At 63.8% G+C, this 20334-nt stretch carries 24 protein-coding genes, 1 tRNA gene and 1 pseudogene; 24 read left to right on the top strand and 2 right to left on the bottom strand.

Annotated elements, in window-relative coordinates; translation table 11 throughout:
• The 12 genes and pseudogenes from PRN20_RS18190 to PRN20_RS18245 form a co-directional block, all read left to right on the top strand.
• Positions 1-896 (top strand): annotated as a pseudogene (locus tag PRN20_RS18190) (terminase); the annotation flags it as partial.
• Positions 897-905: 9 nt separating this feature from the next.
• The gene (locus tag PRN20_RS18195) at positions 906-2855 is read left to right on the top strand and encodes a portal protein (protein ID WP_273959060.1); all 1950 of its coding nucleotides are present in this window, start codon (positions 906-908) and stop codon (positions 2853-2855) included.
• Positions 2856-2970: 115 nt separating this feature from the next.
• Positions 2971-3834, top strand: a complete 864-nt coding sequence (locus tag PRN20_RS18200; RefSeq protein WP_273959061.1) for a hypothetical protein — start codon at positions 2971-2973, stop codon at positions 3832-3834.
• Positions 3835-3861: 27 nt separating this feature from the next.
• Positions 3862-5064, top strand: coding sequence for a phage capsid family protein (locus PRN20_RS18205; protein ID WP_273959062.1), 1203 nt, complete (start codon positions 3862-3864; stop codon positions 5062-5064).
• Positions 5065-5130: 66 nt separating this feature from the next.
• Positions 5131-5547, top strand: a complete 417-nt coding sequence (locus PRN20_RS18210) for a hypothetical protein (protein ID WP_273959063.1) — start codon at positions 5131-5133, stop codon at positions 5545-5547.
• 8 nt (positions 5548-5555) lie between these two features.
• Entirely contained in the window at positions 5556-5921 is a 366-nt protein-coding gene (locus PRN20_RS18215; protein WP_273959064.1) for a hypothetical protein, read from the top strand.
• A gap of 15 nt (positions 5922-5936) precedes the next feature.
• On the top strand, positions 5937-6272 hold the full coding sequence (locus PRN20_RS18220; RefSeq protein ID WP_273959065.1) for a hypothetical protein: 336 nt from the start codon (positions 5937-5939) through the stop codon (positions 6270-6272).
• The gene (locus tag PRN20_RS18225) at positions 6272-7690 is read left to right on the top strand and encodes a hypothetical protein (RefSeq protein ID WP_273959066.1); all 1419 of its coding nucleotides are present in this window, start codon (positions 6272-6274) and stop codon (positions 7688-7690) included. The genes PRN20_RS18220 and PRN20_RS18225 overlap by 1 nt, the downstream gene beginning before the upstream one ends.
• The gene (locus tag PRN20_RS18230; protein WP_273959067.1) at positions 7687-8064 is read left to right on the top strand and encodes a hypothetical protein; all 378 of its coding nucleotides are present in this window, start codon (positions 7687-7689) and stop codon (positions 8062-8064) included. Before PRN20_RS18225 ends, PRN20_RS18230 begins: the two co-directional genes overlap by 4 nt.
• A gap of 9 nt (positions 8065-8073) precedes the next feature.
• A complete protein-coding gene (locus PRN20_RS18235) occupies positions 8074-8763 on the top strand; it encodes a hypothetical protein (protein ID WP_273959068.1) in 690 nt (229 codons plus the stop codon).
• Between the two features lie 10 nt (positions 8764-8773).
• The gene (locus PRN20_RS18240) at positions 8774-10342 is read left to right on the top strand and encodes a hypothetical protein (protein WP_273959069.1); all 1569 of its coding nucleotides are present in this window, start codon (positions 8774-8776) and stop codon (positions 10340-10342) included.
• Positions 10330-12420 carry a hypothetical protein gene (locus tag PRN20_RS18245; protein ID WP_273959070.1) on the top strand — a complete coding sequence of 697 codons (2091 nt, stop codon included), beginning with the start codon at positions 10330-10332 and terminating at the stop codon, positions 12418-12420. The genes PRN20_RS18240 and PRN20_RS18245 overlap by 13 nt, the downstream gene beginning before the upstream one ends.
• On the opposite strand, the gene PRN20_RS18250 is transcribed toward PRN20_RS18245, so the two are convergent.
• Positions 12404-12679, bottom strand: a complete 276-nt coding sequence (locus PRN20_RS18250) for a hypothetical protein (protein ID WP_273959071.1) — start codon at positions 12677-12679, stop codon at positions 12404-12406. The two genes, PRN20_RS18245 and PRN20_RS18250, sit on opposite strands and share 17 nt — an antisense overlap.
• Before the next feature lie 17 nt (positions 12680-12696).
• Here PRN20_RS18250 and PRN20_RS18255 point away from each other — a divergent pair, with 17 nt between their 5' ends.
• The 11 genes from PRN20_RS18255 to PRN20_RS18305 all read left to right on the top strand — a co-directional run bounded on the left by PRN20_RS18255 (position 12697) and on the right by PRN20_RS18305 (position 19501).
• Positions 12697-13407, top strand: coding sequence for a glycosyltransferase family 25 protein (locus PRN20_RS18255; RefSeq protein ID WP_273959667.1), 711 nt, complete (start codon positions 12697-12699; stop codon positions 13405-13407).
• A 74-nt stretch (positions 13408-13481) separates the two neighbouring features.
• The gene (locus tag PRN20_RS18260) at positions 13482-14498 is read left to right on the top strand and encodes a hypothetical protein (protein WP_273959072.1); all 1017 of its coding nucleotides are present in this window, start codon (positions 13482-13484) and stop codon (positions 14496-14498) included.
• An 8-nt stretch (positions 14499-14506) separates the two neighbouring features.
• Positions 14507-14845: a hypothetical protein gene (locus PRN20_RS18265; protein WP_273959073.1), complete on the top strand. Its 339-nt coding sequence runs from the start codon at positions 14507-14509 to the stop codon at positions 14843-14845.
• Complete coding sequence (locus PRN20_RS18270; protein WP_273959074.1) at positions 14842-16575, top strand: hypothetical protein; 1734 nt, start codon at positions 14842-14844, stop codon at positions 16573-16575. The genes PRN20_RS18265 and PRN20_RS18270 overlap by 4 nt, the downstream gene beginning before the upstream one ends.
• 10 nt (positions 16576-16585) lie before the next feature.
• Positions 16586-17110, top strand: a complete 525-nt coding sequence (locus PRN20_RS18275; RefSeq protein WP_273959075.1) for a DUF4376 domain-containing protein — start codon at positions 16586-16588, stop codon at positions 17108-17110.
• Positions 17107-17331: a hypothetical protein gene (locus PRN20_RS18280; protein ID WP_273959076.1), complete on the top strand. Its 225-nt coding sequence runs from the start codon at positions 17107-17109 to the stop codon at positions 17329-17331. The genes PRN20_RS18275 and PRN20_RS18280 overlap by 4 nt, the downstream gene beginning before the upstream one ends.
• Positions 17332-17354: 23 nt before the next feature.
• Positions 17355-18044, top strand: coding sequence for a glycoside hydrolase family 108 protein (locus PRN20_RS18285; protein ID WP_273959077.1), 690 nt, complete (start codon positions 17355-17357; stop codon positions 18042-18044).
• Between the two features lie 10 nt (positions 18045-18054).
• Positions 18055-18441 carry a hypothetical protein gene (locus PRN20_RS18290; RefSeq protein ID WP_273959078.1) on the top strand — a complete coding sequence of 129 codons (387 nt, stop codon included), beginning with the start codon at positions 18055-18057 and terminating at the stop codon, positions 18439-18441.
• 114 nt (positions 18442-18555) lie between these two features.
• Complete coding sequence (locus tag PRN20_RS18295) at positions 18556-18843, top strand: hypothetical protein (RefSeq protein WP_273959079.1); 288 nt, start codon at positions 18556-18558, stop codon at positions 18841-18843.
• Positions 18843-19205: a septal ring lytic transglycosylase RlpA family protein gene (locus PRN20_RS18300; protein WP_443112599.1), complete on the top strand. Its 363-nt coding sequence runs from the start codon at positions 18843-18845 to the stop codon at positions 19203-19205. Before PRN20_RS18295 ends, PRN20_RS18300 begins: the two co-directional genes overlap by 1 nt.
• Positions 19202-19501 carry a hypothetical protein gene (locus PRN20_RS18305; protein WP_273959080.1) on the top strand — a complete coding sequence of 100 codons (300 nt, stop codon included), beginning with the start codon at positions 19202-19204 and terminating at the stop codon, positions 19499-19501. Before PRN20_RS18300 ends, PRN20_RS18305 begins: the two co-directional genes overlap by 4 nt.
• Before the next feature lie 28 nt (positions 19502-19529).
• Here PRN20_RS18305 and PRN20_RS18310 read toward each other — a convergent pair whose 3' ends face one another.
• Entirely contained in the window at positions 19530-19901 is a 372-nt protein-coding gene (locus PRN20_RS18310; protein WP_273959081.1) for a hypothetical protein, read from the bottom strand.
• Positions 19902-20137: 236 nt separating this feature from the next.
• Between PRN20_RS18310 and PRN20_RS18315 the strand changes: the two genes are divergently transcribed.
• Positions 20138-20228, top strand: a tRNA-Ser gene (locus tag PRN20_RS18315).
• Positions 20229-20334 lie beyond the last annotated feature (106 nt).

Genomic DNA, 20334 nt, shown 5'->3' on the forward strand with positions numbered 1-20334 from the left:
ATCTCCCGGCCCGGCTCGAGGACAATCCGACCCTTGCCGAGGAAGACCCGCTGTATGAGGCCCGGTTGCATGGCCTCGGCAGTGAGGCCTTGGTCAGGGCCATGCGCTACGGCGATTGGGATGTCGTAGACGGCGCGTTCTTCGATTGCTGGTCGGAGAGACTGCACGTCATCGAGCCGTTCGCCATCCCCGATGACTGGGCAAAGTTCAGGTCTGGTGACTGGGGAAGCGCAAGGCCGTTCTCGTTCGGCTGGTGGGCCATAGTAGGGGACGACACCCGGCATCCCGTGACGGGCGTTCTGCTCCCTCGTGGCGCCATCATTCGCTACCGCGAGTGGTACGGCTGCGAGCCGGGCAAGCCGAACAAGGGGCTGAAGCTCACCGCCGAACAGGTAGGCAAGGGACTAGCTGAGCGCGAAACCGAAAAGGTCGGTCTAGGCGTTCTGGACCCCGCTGCATTTGCCGAGGACGGCGGGCCATCGATAGCGAGCCGGATCACCATTGGCTCAGGCGACAAGAAGATCTTCTTCCGCCACGCCGACAACAAGCGCGTCTCCCAACGCGGCGCCATGGGTGGCTGGGACATCATGCGCCAGCGGCTCATCGGGACGACGCTGGACGAGGAAGGCAAGCCCAACCCGGAAGGGCGGCCGATGATCTTCTGCTTCTCAACGTGCCGAGACAGCATCCGGACCATACCGATGCTGCAGCACGACGAGGCAAGGCCGGAAGACCTCGATACCGAGATGGAAGACCATGCGGCGGACGACTGGCGATACGCCTGCATGTCTCGGCCGTGGGTGCGCAACAAGACCGCGGCCGAGACCAACCGAAACCGGTCCGGCTATTCTTCGCGCTCTGACGCTGCAGCACCTGGCGACTGGCAGTCGTACTGAGGACAATCGATGATCGATACCGGATACGCGCCATCGCCGGCAGCCGCAGCGCCCGCACAGCCTCAGGGCGGCGGTCGTTCTCTGGAACGGCTGAAGCGAGAGTACTTGGGCTATCTCGACGGCAAGACTGCCGAGGTCGAAGAGCAGCAAGAGGCTCGGCGCTACTACCACGCCTCGCAGTGGACGGCGAAGCAGATACGAACCTTCAATCGGCGCAAGCAGCCGGTTGTTACGTTCAACCGCATTGCCCGAAAGATCAACGCTGTGGTGGGGCTGCTCGAGAAGCAGAGGCAAGACCCCCGCGGGTTCGCTCGCACGCCAAAGCATGAAGCCGGAGCTGAGGTAGCGACTGCCGTCGTGCGCTATGTGCTCGATGAGCAACGCTGGGCTGAGAAGTCGCCCATCGTAGGGCTCAACGCAGCGGTTGATGGCATCGGGGGCGTGGAGATCATCCTCGAACCGGGCGATCTGGGCGACACCGAAGTAGGTTTCGAGGTCGTGGACCCGAGCGGCTTCTTCTATGACCCGCGCTCGAAAAGCGCTGACTTCTCCGACGCCAGCTACATGGGCATCGGCAAGTGGGCTGACACGGCCGAACTTCTGGCGACCTTCCCAGACAAGCGGGCAGAGATCGAGGCTTCGGTTGACCAGGGCTCCGAACTCACCAGCAACCCCGACAGTGACGACAAGTGGGTATCAGGCGATGAGAACCATCGTCGGGTGCGCGTCATCGACCATTGGTATCGCGTAGGGAACGACTGGTTCTACTGCATCTACACCGGAGCCGCGATCCTTGCCGAGGGTCGGTCCTACCTGCGTGACCAGAAGCGCCGCTTGATCTGCAAGTACATCATGTTCTCCGCGAACGTCGATCACGACGGCGACCGCTACGGCTTCGTCCGCAATATGAAGAGCAGCCAGGACGAGATCAACCAGCGGCGTTCCAAAGGCCTGCACACCAGCCAATCGCGCCGGATCATCGTTCGGGATGGGCAGGGCATCGAACCAGAGAAAATCCGCGCGGAACTGGCGCGACCGGACGGTGTCGTCGTGGTGCCGGTCGGCGCCGAAATGCCTGAGTTCGATGATGCTGCAAGGGCGGCCGAACTGAACGCGAGCCTGGGCTTCCTCGAAGAGGCAAAGGCAGAAATCGAGAACTACGGCTTCAACCCCGCCCTGATGGGTACGGGTGTGCAGGACATGTCGGGTCGGGCCATCGCCTTGCAGCAGCAGGCCGGCATCGCTGAGTTGGGGCCGTATCTGCTCGGCTATAAGGGCTGGAAGTGGCGGCTCTACCGGGCGATTTGGAACGCTGTCCAAAGCGTGTGGACGGCCGAACGCTGGATCAGGGTCACGGATGATGAGGAACTGGCGGACTGGCTGGCGATCAATCAGCTCACCGTCGATCCCACTACAGGCCAGCCGGTCATCGCCAACAAGCTTGGTTCGCTCGATGTCGACATCATCCTCGATGAGGGCCCGGATACCGTGAACATGCAGGCGGACACGAACGAGTCGGTGCGTGAAGCGCTTCGTTCGGTCGGCCCGATGTTGTCGCCACAGGTCGCTCAGGCGGCGCTCGAGGTGCTTATCGACACGTCCGCCATGCCGGCGTCGGCCAAGGCCAAGTTCCGCCAGGCCGCTTCCGCTCCGCAGCAGCCGAATCCGGTTCAGCAGAAGGCGGCCATGGTCGAACTCGAAGGCAAGGTTGCCGAGAACCGCAAGACGGTCGCAGAAACCGACAAGATCATCGCGGAGACGCAGGACATCGGCGCCGACAGGGCTGCCGACCAGCAGAATCGGATGCTCGATGTCGTCGACCGGCAGCAGGAGCAGGCATACCGCCGTGAAGAGCATGCCATGGACCGCGAAAGCGGGCTGATGGACCTCGAAGGCAAGCGCCTCAATCTCCGTGCTTCAGCGTTGCGCGCGGCACAGCCGCAGTCGCCCGCTCAGTAGTTCGTCAGCGCCACGATACGGCGCAGGGCCAGCCGAGACCCTGATTTCGGCACCGCATCGCTCTCCGCGACAGAGAGGGTCACGCCATCGGACGCGATAGTCCGGGAGTCACGACATGAACGAGAACGACAACGGCCTTGCGGCCGACGACGACACCGCTTTGTTCAGTGCCACGGTTTCGGGCGACACGCCCATTCCCGAGGCTCCGATTGAAGAGGCGCCGCCGTCGCTAGAGGCTCCGGTTGTTGCTGAAGCGCCGACGACACCGCCCGCCGACACCGATCAGCAGCGCCACGAACCCGCCATTCCTCCCGCACGTCTCCGCGAAGAAGCGGATGCGCGCCGGGCGGCCGAACGGGAGCGTGACGAGCTTCGGGGGCGTCTGGCGGCGTACGAGTCTCAGCAGCGGCAGCCGGCACCGCAACCTGCGCAGCAGCAGCAGCCAAATGAGTTCTGGGACGATCCTGATGGGTTCGTTGGAGCCAAGCTGACGCCGATCCAGCAGGAGATGGTCGAAATGCGCGCCATGCTCTCGCACACGCGAGCCGTGAGCGAGTTCGGCCATGAAGCCGTCGTTGCTGCTCACACCGCCATGAAACAGGCGATTGAGCAGGGCGCTCTCGACGGGGCCGCAGTGAACGCCCGCCTACAGGCGTCACGCGATTCAGTCGGGGACATCGTGCGGTGGCACCAGGGTCAGAAGGCCCGGGAGAACATGCAGCGCATCGGGGGCGACCCTGACGCCTGGCTCGCAGCCGAGCTTGAGAAGCGCATGTCCGATCCGACCTTTCAGGCTCAGGTCATTGAACGTGCCCGCGGCACTGCCCAGCCAGCCGTTACTGCCCCCTCTCGTTCGGAAGTGCCTGCGATCCCATCACTGCGAAACATCGGCACTGCCGCGTCGGCTGCATCTGCGGCCAACGACCAGAGCGATGCGGAGCTGTTCTCAGCAACCACGCGCCGGGGCGGCAGAGGCTAGCGCCCGGCCAATCTTTGGGAGCCCGAAATGGCCCTTACTCCGAACCATCCCAACAACGAAGTCGTCAAATTCCGCAAGGACGTGGCGACCGACTTCCTGCGCAAGTCGCGCTTCGACAAGTACATGGGCGATGACTCGACTTCGATCATCGTTCGCATGGCCGACCTCGATGCAGACGGCAAGGAAATCCGCGTCCCGCTTGTTACCCAGCTTTCGGGCGACGGCGTCGGTACCGGCCAGTTGCGCGGCAACGAAGAGCAGATCGACAGCTACGGCATGCCGCTTTGGGCCGACTGGGCCCGTAACGGCGTTGCCAACAATCGGGCTGCCAATAAGGAAAGCTCGTTCTCGGTCCGCTCGACCGCCCGCAGCCTTCTCCGTGGCTGGGCCCGCCGCATCGTCCGTGACGATCTGGTCGACGCACTGTTGTCCATCCCCACGTCGTCCATTCAGTCCGGCCGTTTCGGCAACCCGGGCAACCGCGTGAACGGCATCAAGTGGGCGGCGGCTAGCGCCAGCGACAAGAACTCGTGGGTCACGTCGAACTACGACCGTGTCGTATTCGGTGCCGCGATTTCGAACTACTCGACCACCTTCGCTACGGCTGTCGGCAACGTCGACTCCACCTCCGACAAGATGTCGGTGGCGGTCGGCAGCCTGATGAAGGACCAGGCGAAGCAGTCGGGCGTCGATCCGAACAACCCGGGCGTCTACAACGGCCGGCCGAAGATCACGCCCTACCTTATCGAGGACGGCGACGAGGAATGGTACGTGTGCTTCTGCGGTTCGCGTGGTTTCCGCGACCTCAAGGCGGACCCCGTGATGGTCGCAGCCAACCGTGAAGCGCGTTCCCGCGAAGGGGGCGACGTGACCAAGACCAACCCGCTCTTCACTGGCGGTTCGCTGGTCTACGACGGCGTGATCTACGTCGAGATCCCCGAGATCACTCAGCGGCTCCTGCTCAAGAGCGTCGGCGCCTCGACCATCGACGTGGAGCCGGTGTTCCTGTGCGGCCAGGGTGCTCTTGCCTACGTGACCGGCCAGATGCCCCGTCCCACACAGCTCGAGGACGGTGATTACGACTTCATCACCGGCATGGGCATCGAAGCGCAGTACGGCACCGGCAAGATCGCCAAGGCCCCGCTGAGCGAAGGCGCGTCCGCCGGCAACGGCAAGCTTGTCGACTGGGGCATGGTGACCGGCTTCGTGGCCGGCGTTGCCAACCAGTAATGCGTCGGGCGGGGGCATAGACTCCCGCCCTTTCCCTTCTCATGAAATCGCAAAGGAGATCGGCAAATGGCTGATCGCAAGGCGTATCGCCAGCCCCAGGCTGGCCCGCAGGGCTTCGCCCGTACCGCCAAGGTCTTTGGAGACGACATCGCGCTCGTTGCTGCTGACCTTGCCCTCAACAAGACCGTGGGTCTGTTCGTCGTCCCCAAGGGCTTCGTTCTGACTTCGCTGTCCGTGGTCGTTCCCGACCTCGACACCGGCACTCCTGCACTGGTGTTCGCCATCGGCGATGCGGTGGACGATGACCGCTTCATCACGGGCGCAACTACCGGTCAGGCGGGCGGCACCAATACGACGCTCGCTGCTTCGGGGCTGAACTACGAGTTCACCGAAGACACCGAGATCGTGTGGAAGACCACCACGGCGGCGGCAACCGCGGCGGCCGGCACGATCAAGCCGCGCTTCTTCGGCTACATGAAGTGAGGCGCTGAATGACCAAGATCACCTATCACGCGCCGGCCGGTGACGAAGCCGTGGTCACCATTGGTGGCATTCGGCTCTTCGATGGTCGGGCTGAGGAAGTGGACCCGGTCGAGCACGCCACGCTCATCGCCAAGCTCCGCACCAACCCGCACTTCGAAGTCGACGGCGTCGATGCCGGCGACGACGAGCCCGATGACGAGCCCGATGACGGCGAACCGTTCGTCGGCTTGCGCGCCAAGCACCGGGGCCGCGGCAAGTACTCGATCCTTCGCGGCGACGAGGACAGGGAAGTCAAGGAAGGCCTGACCAAGGCCGACGCTGACGCCTTCAATGCCCTCAGTGCCGAGGACAAAGAAGCCTACGTGAAAGACTAAGCAGCGGGGCCGCTCATGAAGTCGCGGGAACAACTGGTGAACCGGGCTCTGATCGAGCTCGGGGTCGTCGGCGCGGGCCAAACGGCTGCGGCTGAGGACTACGCCGTCATCAACGACGCCGTCGAACCCGTCATGAGCGACCTCGCGACCCGCGATATCTGGGTGTGGGGTAACCCAGACGAGTACGAGGAAGACGCCTTCGACCACCTGGGCGTCCTGCTCGCTAACGCGCGCGCCCGGGCCTTTGGCTCAGCTCCCAGCGAGGAAGTCCGCCTTCTGGCTGAGCGCCGTTTGCGGGCGCTGAAGCCGACGTTCCTGTCCGGCCAGTCGCAGACGACGGAATACTACTGATGCCGCCCATCAACTTCCCCACCAGCACTGCGCCGGGTGTGAACCCGACCGAAACGGGTGGGCGGCTGATCAACTGCTTTGCCGAGAAGGCCCCGACCGGCTCGCGGAGCGAGATCGTCTGGCGCCGTGTCGCTGGGCTGATCAACCGCTTCGCGACGACGCAGACCGCTATCCGGGGGGCGCTGCTCGTCGGCTCGGTCCTCTACGTCGTGTCCAACGACAAGGCGTACTCAATCACCAACGGCGGCGTGGTGACGGAGCTGACGGGCACAGTCGGCGGGTCGGGCCCGGTTACGATGGCCCGCAACATGAAAGCCCCGATCCCGGACGTGCTGATCGTCCATTCGTCGGGCATGTCCTCCATCAACATTTCCGGCTCGGCGGTAACGAGCTTCAGCGATGGCGATCTGCCCTCGGTGAACTCGATCTGCTTCATCGACGGCTATTTCATCCTGACCACCGAAGCCGGCGGAATGTACCAGTCGGGCATCAACGACACGACGTTCTCGTCTGTCGATCGCACGACGGCTGAAGCCGATCCAGACGGGCTCTATCGCGGAGTGGCGCTTGGCAGCGACCTCATAGCGATGGGGTTTGCCTCGCTCGAGTTCTATTCCAATGCGGCCAATCCGACTGGCTTTGCCTCCAACCGCGGCGTGGTCGTTCCGGTCGGGCTGAAGGGCCCATGGGCTGTTGCGGGGTTCGAACCGGGGTTTTCGGACAACCTGATCTTCGTGGCGAACGACAACACCGTCCGCACGATGCAGGGCTATACCCCGGCCAAGATTTCACCTCCCGAGTTGGACCGGCTCATCGAGGCCGTTTCGAGCGCCACCGACCTCATCGCCTTCGTCTACCAGGCGGCCGGCCATGCCTATTGGGTGCTGAGCGGCCCGGGCTGGACGTGGGTCTATGACGTGTCCACCGGCAACTGGCACGAGAGGCAGACATACGGCCACGATGATTGGCGCTGCCGCTACGGCGTCAATGCGTGGGGGAAGTGGTTCACCTTCGACCTCGACAGCGGCAAGGTGTTCGAACTCAGTTCCACAGCCAAGCGCGACGATGAAAGCCCGCTGGTGTGGACGCTGGGATCTGCGCAGTCGCACCGGTTCCCGGGCCGGGCAGTGGTCAACAAGGCCAGCTTCGACTTCGAGGTAGGCGTCGGCATCGACGCGGGTATCTCCCCAATCGAAACGGAGCCTGTCGTCCGCATTCGCTGGTCCGATGATGGCGGGCGCACGTGGGGCAACTACCTGACCCGCTCGCTCGGCACTCAGGGCGAGAACGTGCCTATCGACATCAACCGCGCCGGCATGACGGGGCGCAAGGGTCGTATCTGGGAAATGACCATCTCCGACCCCATCGAGATCGCATTCTTCGGTGGGGCCATGGACGTTGAGGAGCGGGCAGCGTGAGCGCGTCCGACCGCATCCGGCCTATCCCGATCCCAAGCGCTCGCCTTGTCGAAGCGAACGGGATGATGGCGAAGGTCTGGTACGACTGGTTCGTCCAGTTGGCGGGCAAGCTCGATGAACTGACCCCATTGCAGGGCACGGCCACCTACGACCCGGCGAGCCTGGCGGACGGAGCAGGGGCGACAACCACTGTCACCGTTCCCGGCGCGGCCCTTGGCGACATGGCGGCCGCGTCCTTCTCCCTCGCGACATCGGGCATCCTCATCACGGCTTGGGTGAGTGCCGCGAACACCGTTTCCGTCCGCTTCCAGAACGAGAGCGGCGGCGCATTGGACATTGGCAGCGGCATGTTGACCGCTCGCGTGCTGAAGTAGGAGCCCAGAATGGCAGACATCTTCGAAACCATCGGTGACTGGCTGGGCCTCAACAAGGGCAAGGCCACCATCGAGGCGGCCAAGCAGAACAAGGGCATTATCGACAATCTCGGCACGACCGGCCGCGGCATCATCGGCGGCATTCAGGACGTCACGGGCGATTATCTCGACCTCGGCAAGCGTGGTGCCGGCCTCTATGCCGACGCCATGGGGCTCGGCGGCGAGGATGGCTTTGGCCGTGCGCGGGAGGCCTTCACCACAGGCCCCGGCTATCAGTTCGCAATGGATCAGGGGCAGCAGGCTATCGAGCGCCTCGGCTCCAAGTACGGCCGTGGGAACTCCGGCAATACCGACCTCGACATGCTGCGGTACGCCACGGGCTTTGCTGACCAGAACTATGGTGACTGGCTGACCCGGCTTGGTGGGTACAACGACATGTACACGGGTGGCGTTGACCGCGACGTGGCAGGGCGCGGCCTTGGGCTCGATTTCGAGAGCGGCCTGTCGTCCGCCTACATGGGTGCAAACAACCAGAAGGCGGCGGGCAAGGAAGCGGGGCAGGGCGCCATGCTCGATACCCTCGGGGCGATTGTCGGCATCGGCGGCAAGGCGTTCGGTGGGGGCGGATTCGGCGGCTATGGCGGCTTCGGCGGTGGTGGTTCTGTGAACCCCACGACCCGCATGCCGGCGCTGTACTGAGGGCTGAGCCATGGTCCAGATCAACTATCCCGGCTACGCGGTTCCCCAGCCCACCAAGACCACGATCCTTGACGTGCTGGATCAGTGGAACAAGGGCGTTGCTGATGGGCGGCAGGAACGGTTCGAAGCGGAAGCGCCTGATGCCTTCGCCTCGTACATCGACAGCCTATACGGGCCGCAGTCGGCTCCCGGTGGTGGCGCACAGACCACGGGATTGGTCGGCAGCAGCCATGAGGCGGCAATGGCGGCCGAAGACCCGATGCTATCGGCATACTTTGCCAACACCCGGCGCTCTGAGAGCGGCGGCAACGACGCTGCAAAGAACCCGAACTCGAGTGCGTTGGGCCGGTACCAGTTCATCGACAGCACCTGGCAGGGACTGATGCAGTCGCACCCCGAGCTGGGTTTGACCGCTGATGGCCGCACTGACCCAGCACAGCAGGAGAAGGCTATTCGCGCCTTTACCGCGGACAATGCCCGGCACTTGCGCGGCGCAGGCGTGCCGGTCAATCCGGGTGCGCTCTATGCCGCGCACTTCCTTGGCGCAGGAGGTGCATCCAAGGTGCTCGGCGGTGACCCGAACAGCCCCGTTTCGGCGTATGTCGATCCGTCCGTGATTGAGGCCAACGCGCAGTTGCAGGGCATGACAGTTGGGCAATTCTCTCAGTGGGCCGCGGAGAAGGGCGGGAACGGGAAGGGTGGCTATGCGGCGCCTCTGGACGTGTCGGGGCCGGGCGGCCTGCCGTCGCGTGAGATTATGATGAGCCTGTTCCGCAATCCGGTGACCCGCCCCCTCGCTCTCGACGCTATCAAGGTTGCCCAGTCGAGCACGGCGGGCAAGCCCACGGACGACATGCAGGAGTACATGTTCGCCCTGTCTCAAGGGTTCGCCGGCTCGTTTGCCGACTGGCAGGCACAGAACAAGAGCGGCACCACGGTCAACGTCGACACTGCCGGCAATTCTGGCGCCTTTGGCAAGAAGGCCGACGAGCTGGCGGCAGGTCGCATGGATGAGACCGTTGCGGGTGGCGCCAAGGCGCAAGAGATGATGGCCGACCTCGAGGCGCTGCGGAACATTGGCGCCAGCCTCGAAACCGGCAAGACCGCGGAAGTTCTGAACGCACTTGGGCCCTATGCCGAGGCGGCGGGAATCGACATCAGCGGCTTGGGTGAGGGGCAGGCGTACGACGCCATCATCTCGCGCATGGCCCCGCAGATGCGCACCCCCGGGGCCGGAGCGTCGTCGGACTTCGACGCCAAGCAGTTCCTCAAGTCGCTGCCCGGGCTCGGCAAGAGTCCCGAAGGCAATGCTCTCATCATCGCCACCTTCCAAGCCATCCAGGACCACAAGGTCAAGGCGGCAGAGATTGCGTCCCAGGCCCTCAGCGGCGAGATCAAGTGGCAGGAAGCCGACAGGCAAATCCGCGCTCTGCCCAACCCGTTCAAGGCGTTCAAGGACTCGCAGAAAGGTGCGCCGAAGACCGACGCTGCCGGCGACGCGCCTCCCGCCGATTGGACCGGGGACGCTGCGCTGTGGCAGTTTCTCACCCCTGAGGAGCGTGCGCTGTGGCAGAATTGACAGCAGAACAGCAGAAGGCTCTAGCCCTCGCAGCAGCCCGCAAGCGGCAGGCAGAGCAGTCGGGAGAAGCCGCCACAGCGGCGGCGCCAGAAGGGCTCAAGCCCGGTTCCCGGGAGTATGCCGACTGGGCCGTACAGCAGGCTAAGGCTGGGCGGGAACTGCCACAGGTAAGCGCAGAGCCGCCCGCGCCTGCGATTTCGGAACCGAATACCGACATCGCAGCCAAGCTGTACACCGCTGGCGGTTCGTTCCTCGAAGGTGTGCCGGTAGCCGGGCCTACGCTGGTTGATTGGGCCAAGCAGGGCCGCGCTGCCGTACATGGCATGACCAAGGAGGACGTAGACCAGGAGTTTGCCGAGGCCAAAGAAGCGAACCCGGTCAGCGCCACGGCAGGAAACTTGACCGGTGCCGTGGTTTCGACGCTACCACTTGCTGCGACGAAGGCAGGGCAGTTTGCGTTTGGCATGACTGGCCCGGCGCTGCAGCGCGTTTTGCTCGGCGGGGGATCGGGCGGCACTCTCGCGTTTGCCGACGCACTCGCGCGCGGCAAGGACTTCGAAGAGGCTGGCGACTCTGCACTGTGGGGCGCCGGGTTCGGCGCGGCTGGCGGCGCGGCCGCTCCGTACATTGACGACGCGCTCGGCTGGATTGGCCGCTCGCTCGGCCTTCGTTCCAACGTCGCGGCGGACAACCTCTCCCGGCCCTCTCGTGAGGTGCTGCAGCGCTCGTTCGGCGCTGACAACGCGCTCGGTCCTGCCGGTATGGATACGATCCGCGCGGGCGGTCCTGATGCCATGCTGGTTGACGCATCGCCATCGGCGGTGGGTACCCTCGATGCCGCAATCTCGCGCACCGGCCCCGGCTCTGCAGCGGCGCGGGAGGCGATTGAGACTCGTGCCGCCAACGCCAACACGACCATCAACCAAGCTTTGGACGACGCGCTGGGCGCCCCGCAAGGCGTGAAGAGCACCGAAACCGGTCTGCGCACTGGAACTGCGGCCGCGCGCGATGCGGCCTACAAGCAGGCATACGCCCAGCCCATCGACTATTCTTCCCCAGCCGGCCTCGAGATCGAGAGTATGCTGACCCGGGTGCCGGAAGGCGTGATCGGCCTTGCCAACCGGCTGATGCAGGTTGAGGGGCATCAGTCCAAGCAAATCCTCGCCAAGATCGCAGACGACGGCACTGTGACCTATCTGCGCCAGCCCGACGTGACGCAAATCGACTACATCACCCGCGCCCTGAACACCGCGGCGAAGAGCGGCGAGGGGCAGGGCGCGATGGGCGGCCAGACCGACATTGGCCGCGCGTTCGGGAATTTGGCGCGCGACCTCCGCGATGTCACCCGGACGGCTGTGCCGGAGTACGACGCGGCGCTACAGACTGCGGCGACACCGATCCAGCAGCGGGAGGCCCTGCGTTTCGGGGAGAGCCTCTTGTCGCCCAGTGTGGCTCGCGATGAGGCCCGCGAGACTGTCGAGGCCTTCACGCGGCCACAGCTCGACATGGCGCGTCAGGGGGTACGGTCCCGCGTGGATGAGGTTCTTGCGAACGTCAACGACATCGTCTCCAACCCGAACCTCGATGCCCGTGAGGCCATGAAAGCGCTCCGCGACCTGAGTAGCCGAGCGGCGCGCGACAAGATCAGGCTCATCATGGACGATACCGCCGCCAGCAACCGCCTGTTTGCCCGTCTGGCTCAGGCGCAGCGGGCATTGGAGTTGCGCGCGAACGTCGCCACGAACTCGCGCACATTCGGCCGTCTAGCGGCGGATGAAGCGGTCAGGGAAGCGACTGACGGAGGCGCAGTTGGGGCGCTGATGCGGGGCGAACCGCTTAATGCCGGCCGGCGCCTCGTACAGAACGTGACCGGGCGAACACCTGCGGGGACGCGTAACATGTCCGATCGAGTGTATTCGGAGCTTGCAAATGCGCTGACGCTGCAAGGCGACGATGCTCTGGGCATGCTGTCGAGCTTGGCGTTTAGGTCAGCCAATCCGCGCGCACAAGGCGCATTCCTGCCGGGGCTCGCTCAGTTCGGTGAGGACTACGGCCCGCCGGTTATGGCACGTCCCTAAAGCGGACACCGATCACGACGCCGATGGCCAGGAACGGCAAACCAACGACGAGGGCCAATCGCCAATCCCACTGTAGGTAGTGCATGGCGATGCCGAGCCAGATCATGGCCATCAGAGGCACATACCAGAAGAAGATGGGCGAGTACCGCTGTACGCGGCGCGCTCGCCCCTCAACGGTCTTTGGTTCCAAATCAGGCATCGGCAGAACATAGGCGCGATGGTGGACTGGTTCAACAACCACTTCCGAACGTGGCCGCATCAGTGTATTCGTTGTTCATGAGGGAAGTGGATACACTAGTCATCCACCTTGAACGAGCAACTGACCGTGCCGCGAATGTAACAGCGCTGTCAGAGGCTTGCGGTGGAAAGTTGACCGTTGTCGACGCAGTTGACGGTCGGCAAATGTCTCAGCAGGAGCGCAGCCACTACCAGCCGCGCTTTCTGTCCCCTGCTTACCCGTTCCGGCTGAATGACGGTGAGATCGGGTGCTTTCTCAGTCACAGGCGAGCGTGGAGCATCATCGCCAACGGCAGCGTGCCATTCGGGATTGTGTTCGAGGATGACGTTGTGAACGTCAGCGGCGAGTTCGCGGCGCACGCGGCATGGCTTGCGAGTGTCGCGTCTCCCGACTCGTACGTCCGGCTGCTGAAGAAGCAGACTAGAGCAGAACCCGGCGACGTGATCGCACAGCAAGGAAGCTGGACGCTCTCAAAGCCGCGGCGGGTCGGCCTTCGGGCCGCGGCCCAGCTAGTGGGCAGGGAGGCCGCACAGCGGCTCCTAGAATGGACTGAGGTGTTCGACCGTCCGGTTGACACCGCATTGCAAATGGCATGGCTCCACAAGGTGCCGATGCTGGTCGCCGGCCCCTCGTTGTTCGAAACGATGGGAGCCTCGACCGTTAGCCGCCGCAGGCTTTCGGTAGCGCAGCGACTGCATCGCGAGATTGCCAGACCACTCTACCGCTTGAAGGTCGCGGCGCTGTCCTAACAGCCCACGACTGAGCCGGTATCTACCAAAGGGGCGCTCCCGGGGCGGCCCCTTTTTCTCATGGGGAAATCGATATGGCTGCTATTTGGCCCGGCGGGCGCACGCCCTGGCTGGACGAGAACGGCGCTCCTATGGTTGGGGCGCAGTTGTTCTTCTACGACGTGAACACGACCACGCCGCAGGTCGTCTACACGGACGGGTCGTTGAGTGTTGCGCATGACCAGCCCATCCTTGCCAATGCGCGAGGCATCTTCCCGATTGTCTATCTGAACCCGACGCCGGGCTCCTATCGGCAGAAGATGCTCGAGGCGGACGACACGCTCGTCTTTGACGACGACGACATCAGCGTGCCTCAGGCGGCCGACTATGTGCCACCGTCAGCCGGCGAAACCTCCGTCGAACTACTGGCGCGCACTGGCGACCTGAAGCCCCACTATGGAAACACCGCGACCTCTGGTTGGGTGCGCGCCAACGGGCGGACAATCGGCTCCGCTGCGTCGGGCGCCACTGAGCGGGCCAACGCCGACTGCGAGGACCTGTTCCTCCATCTGTGGACTGAGGACTCAACGCTTACCGTCTCCGGCGGGCGTGGCGCGTCAGCGGCCGGAGATTGGGCGGCGAACAAGACCATCCAGCTTCCCGATGGTCGCGACAGAGGCTTCATCGGCCTAGGCGCGATGGGCAACACGGACGCCAATCGCATCGCGGACACGCTGGTCGACGGTGGCGAGAACAACACCACTCTAGGCGCCACGGTTGGTGCTTCGACGCACACCCTGACCTCGGGGCAGATGCCTGCCCACGCCCACGGCAACGGCACTCTGAAGATGCCGAACCACGGGCACGCGTTCCGCGTCAGCACGTCGGACAGCTCGCAGAGCGCCACGGATGGCGGCGGCGGCTTCATGCTGCGCCACTTCAACAACCTCACGCGAAACGCCTTCACCGGCACGCCTTCCAACACCGACGGACAGCAGATCGGCGGTTCGGGGGAGGTGGCGGTTACGGGCGCTATGGCGGACGCCGGGTCGGGTGAAGCGCACCCCAACGTGCAGCCATCCATGTTCGTTCTCTGGCTCATCAAACTCTGAGGTAGGCCATGTACGAACTTCAGTTCTTCGCCACCGACGATGCAGACTGGGCGCAGCGGGTCGACCTCACCGACGACAGGACCAACCTGCCGCTCGATACGACAGACGTTCTGTTCGAGCTCGAGGTGAGTTGCCGGGGTTCGACCTATCTATCTGCCACGACTGCGGACAACAGCATCGAGATCCCCGAGGCCGGCACGATCCAGTGGCGCTTCACCAAGGAGCAGATGCGAAGCCTCGACATCCGCAACACCTACAAGGTCGGCTGTCGGATGACGAACGGCACGGGCACGACCCAGCTGTTCACTGGCTCGCTGGTGTTCGTCGGCGGCGGGTTTGGCGCATGAGCGATACGATCACCCCTCGGCTGCGGATCAAGTCCCAGCCCCAGGTAGCGGTGCGGGCGAAAGCCGTTCAGCCGACGAAGGTTCGGCTTCGGGTCATCCCGTCACTGATGCCCATGGAGATCGAGCTGCAGAACACTGGCACGATGGTCCAGTGGCGCTATGTCGGGCAGGACTGGCAAGACCTGATCCCGATTGAAGACATCAACGCCTCGGTGACGATCGGCACTGTCACGACGCTGCCAGCAGGCTCCGACGCGACGGTTGAGAACGTCGGTACCGCACAGGATGTCGTGCTGAACTTCGGCATCCCCGAGGGCATCCAAGGCATTCAGGGCTTCGCGGCGACCATTGCCGTTGGCACGGTCACGACCGTTGACCCCAGCGACCCTGCGACAGTGACGAACTCCGGCGACGAGAACGACGCGGTGTTCGACTTCGACATCCCGCAAGGTGCCGCCGCGACCATCGCTGTCGGGACGGTGACCACCGTCGATCCGGCCGACCCTGCAACGGTCACCAACGTTGGCACGGCTGGCGCGGCAGTCTTCAACTTCGAGATCCCGAAGGGCGACAAGGGCGCCGACGGCGCCGGGGCGGTCAACAGCGTCAACGGGAAGACTGGCACGGTAGTGCTTGATGCCGACGACATCGACGACGCGGCCACTACGCAGAAGTTTGCCACGGCAGCGCAGCTTGCCAAGGTTGACCACCTGACCGTCACCCAGGCCGTTGATCTGGACGACGTGGAGTCACGCGCGGCGCTGCTTACCAAGGCCAGCCCCGCCGGCCCGGCCTCTCTCGACCTGGCCGAGGACACGGACAACGGCGCTCACAAGGTGACGTTGCAGGCACCGTCATCGTTGGCAGCCGACCGGGCCTTCGTACTTCCCGATGCCGATGTGACGCTCACGGCGTTCATCGCCTCGTTGCTCAACAGCACGACGGTCGCAGGCATTCAGTCCGTTATCGGTGTTCGAGAGGTGCTGACCGCCAACCGCATCTACTATGTCCGAACTGACGGCAACGATAGCAACGACGGGCTCACGAACACAGCCGGTGGGGCCTTCCTGACTATCCAGAAGGCGATCGACGTTGCCTGCGCACTAGACCTGTCCATCTACAACGTCACCATTCAGCTCGCGAATGGCACCTACAATGCAGCCAACGCCCTCAAGAGCTATGTCGGGGCGGGGCCTATTACCATTCAGGGCAACACGACTACTCCGGCCAACGTCGTCGTGAACGTCACGGGCGGCATCTGCTTCGCTGCCCCTGCTGCCCTAGGACGATACAACATCACTGGGCTGAAGATGACGGGGGCTTACGGCATTCTCGCGGATAGCGGGAGCTATGTCGCGTTCGGGAACGTCGACTTCGGCGCATGCACCGAGGTGCATGCCTACACCCAGTCGCTAGGTAATCTCTACGCCTACCAAAACTACACCATATCGGGGGGTGCAAAGCGCCACTGGTACATCGGGGCTCTCAGCAATGGCACCCTCCGAGGCCGCACGATCACTCTCACCGGCACCCCAGCTTTCTCCGTCGCCTTCTGTCAGGCGATCAATGGTGGTTACGCCTCTGTCTACAGCAACACGTTCGTTGGTTCGGCCACTGGTGTCAGGTACTCTGCCACACAGAATGGCGTGATCGACACCAACGGCGGTGGGGCGAGTTACCTTCCCGGCAGTTCGGCTGGCGCGATCGCGACAGGCGGTCAGTACATCTAAGGAGCTAGGCATGGATCGCTCTTTTTCCCCTCATTCTTGGTTCTGGGTCGTGGCTGGCGACGAGACTCGGTACTGGTCCTCGGAGGCAGTGGCCTATGTCACCGAACTGCCGGAAGGCGCGGGTGTCACGCGGATTGGGTCCGAGGCCGAGCTATCTGACGTGTTGCGCGTTCACGGAATTCAGGGGCCGTTGGTCAGCAAGGATGACCTCTACGCTGAGCGCGAACGGCGCATTGCGCTGCCACTGGCGGTCACGCTGTCGGTTGGGACGATCCAGATCAACATGGATGCGCTTTCCCAGCGCAACATCCAGGGACTAGCATCGGTGGGGCAGTACCTCTCGGCAGCCAGCCCCGAGCACATGACCGCCTTCCGCGGCTTCGACAACGTCACCTACCAGCTTACAGCGGCCGATCTCGTGTCCATGGGGCTGCAGGTCGCCGCTCGCATCCAAGCTGCCTACAATGCCGAATGGGCGCTCAAGGCGATGGACCCGGTTCCCCTAGATTACCAAAACGACCGGTACTGGAAATGACGGACGGCTGCACCGGGTTCTGGTTCCTCGAATGGCTGTTCCCATCCATCCGCGCCTGCTGTGACGTGCACGACCTGGGCGGCACGGACGGCACGTTGCTGGATTGCCTGCAGCAAGTCCTCCCGCCTTGGGCGTGGGCCATCGCGGCGTTCTGTGTCGCGCTGATGATCCTCTTTCGACCGATCTACAAGCAGATCAAGCGCCTGTTCCAGCGCACCTGAACTTCCAACATCGGAGTATCCCAATGAACGCGTCGTTCGCACGCGCGCTCGCCTCTGTGCTTCGGCACGAGGGCGGGTACGTGAACCATTCGAAAGACCCTGGCGGCCCGACCAACATGGGCATCACGCTCGCCACCTTCCGCAAGTGGGTGAAGCGAGAAGGCACGATTGCCGACCTCAAGGCCATCACCCGGGAGCAGGTCGCGAAGGTCTATCGATCGGTCTACTGGAATGCCGTTCGTGGCGATGACCTGCCGGCCGGCGTGGACTATGCCGTGTTCGACTACGCCGTGAACAGTGGCCCGTCTCGAGCTGCGAAAGCCCTTCAAGGCGTGCTGGGCGTGGCGCAGGACGGTGTTGTTGGCCCGATCACCCTCGCGGCTGTGAAGGCCGCCGACCCGATCAAGCTCATCCACTCGCTCTGCGATCAGCGGATGTCGTTCCTCAAGGGGCTGAAGACCTGGGAGACGTTCGGCAAGGGCTGGTCGAACCGCGTGGAAGACGTCCGAGATACGGCGGTCCAACTGACTGCCCCGGTATCGAAGCCGCCGACAGTTCCCGCCGAACCGCCGATCCCGACGACGAAGCCCCCGGCCGCCGCCCCAGACCCGGCGCCCGTCACCAGCAAGGCCCGCTTCATCTCCGGCTGGACCATCTTCTGGGTGGTCGTGGCCGCTGCGCTTCTCATCGCCGCTTTCACCATCAAGTTCTAGGAGACGCCCGATGGGCTCGTTCTTCGCCTCTGTTGCCGTGCAGTGGTTCCTTCGCCGTATCTGGGAAATCGGTGGGCTTCTCACCGGTACTCTGAGCGGCCTGCTCGGTCTCTATTCCCTGATGCCGCCCGACATTCAGCAAACTGCCCTGCTCGTGCTGCAAGGCAACTGGGAGGACCTGTCGCTGAAGGCGGCAGGCGGCTTCATCGTCTGGGCCTTCGTGCAGTGGCGCTCCTACCGAGCCACGGTGAAACCTCAGGTCGTGATCGACGGCCGGCAGGTTGAGTTGCGCGAGATCCCGCAGAAGACCGTTGTCGAGGAACTGACCCGCACCGCTCTAGGCCAGCGGAAGGAAACCCTGATCGAGAAGCTGTTGAAGCTGAAGCTCGGACGATGATCGATCGGCCCCGGAGAAGCAGTGGGTTGCCCTCCGGAGCCTAGGACAACCCCAGAGATGAACTGGAGACTGCCCGTGCCTGATACTACCCAGACGCATTTGAGGAATTCGTAAATGGCGGACGACGTCTCCTTTACGCCGGAACAACTCCGCCAGCTCGCCTCTGTGGTGAAGGCAGCGGTTCGGGAAGAACTGGCCGATTCCGGGCTAAGGCTCGACGGCAGTGAGCATCAGGACGAGGCACGCGAAGATTTCCGGTTCTTGCGCCGGCTCCGCATCGGGTGGGATGGCACCGCTGCCAAGATAGGCAACTGGGTTCTGGTGGGCGTTCTCGTCGTTGCCGGGAGCATTATCGCGACGGGCTTCTGGACCTGGATCAACTCCGGGGGGAAGACCCCTTGATCCGACACATCATCGCTGGAATCGCTGCGGCGCTCGTGATCCTCACGGGCGCCTTTCTCTTTCTGACGAACTCTGCGCTCGCCTGCAGCCGGATGGTGGCATCGCATTACGGCGCGGAATCCGGCTCGGTGACCGCCAACGGCGAGCGCTTCACCGGCAAGGGCATGACGGCGGCCCACAAGACGCTGCCCTTCGGCACCAAGCTCCGCGTCACCTACCGGGGCAAGTCCGTCGTCGTCCGCATCAATGACCGCGGCCCCTTCGTCCGTGGCCGCCATCTCGACCTCAGCACTGCCGCTGCCCGCCATATCGGAATGACCCGGGCGGGGGTCGCAACCGTCTGCGTGGAGAAGCTATCATGATCCGCTCTTCTGATGCCGTGATCCTGCTTGCAGGAATCGCGGGTGTACTTGCGTTCGCTGCTGTTGCCCCGGTGAGGGCGCAGGAGTGCCTTGCTGTTCCCGATGCCGTCGCTGCTGCCGAGAGTGTCGACGGCGGGCTTATCGACCTCGTGCCTGTGGACGGCAGCGTCATCGACCACGTTCTGCTGGTGGAAGGTGGAAACGGGCTCATCCAGCTATGGGGCGTTGCCGAAGGGTGCGTGCTTGGCCCGATGATCCCGCTGGATACCGTGAAGGACCGGGGACAGCCGGTGTGAGCCTATCTCTCTCCTTCACATAGGGGTGTCAGCGACCGAACGACACGGTAACGCCCTTGCCCATGCGAAAGACTTTGGGGTCGGCGGCCTCGACCGGATCAAGTAGCTGGCGCATGCGGACGTATACTTCGCGCCCCGATCGGTTGTGCAGTTCGACCAACTCGTCCCAGTGGGGGACGAGGGCCGCCCAATACGCTGACACTGCGGCCATCTCGCCAATGCGGGCCTTCCACTCCGGGACAGCTTCCAGCAGCCGTATGCACCGGCCAAGGTCGTCCCCGTCATGGGGGTGCGACTTGTCTGATGGCACGCCCATCATCGTGGCCCAGAGTGCCTTGGAGGAAGCCCCGGTATCGCGACCGGCGATCCACGCGGCAGCGCGTTCAATTGTCGTCGTCATTCCCCATCATCCTTTCAGGACAAAGCTGGGTGGGTTAGGAGGGCCAGTTCTCGCGAGTGAGCCGGGAACGTGGTGTGAACATCCTGTACGCGCAGTGTACGGGGACCCCCGCAGAATCCCCGTTTGTTCTCGTTTTCGGCTGCAAGAACCTGCAAGGACGCATCCCGAGAACGAAGTGTGAAGCCGGCCAGTTTCCCCTTGCGCTCAAGGCCATTTGCCTTATTAGAGGGCGCGACGGAGAGGTGGCCGAGTGGTCGAAGGCACGCCCCTGCTAAGGGCGCAGACCTCTAAAGGGTCTCGTGGGTTCGAATCCCATCCTCTCCGCCACCCAATCTTCCCACCTCAGTTGTCGACGACGCCGCCCGGCGTACCCAGCGGGATTCCGGAAACCATTGCATTGCCGTCATGTTCAGACATGATTGCGTGCGGGGCA

It is taken from the genome of Devosia sp. ZB163 (genome assembly GCF_028613635.1).
Taxonomy (GTDB): Bacteria; Pseudomonadota; Alphaproteobacteria; order Rhizobiales; family Devosiaceae; genus Devosia_A.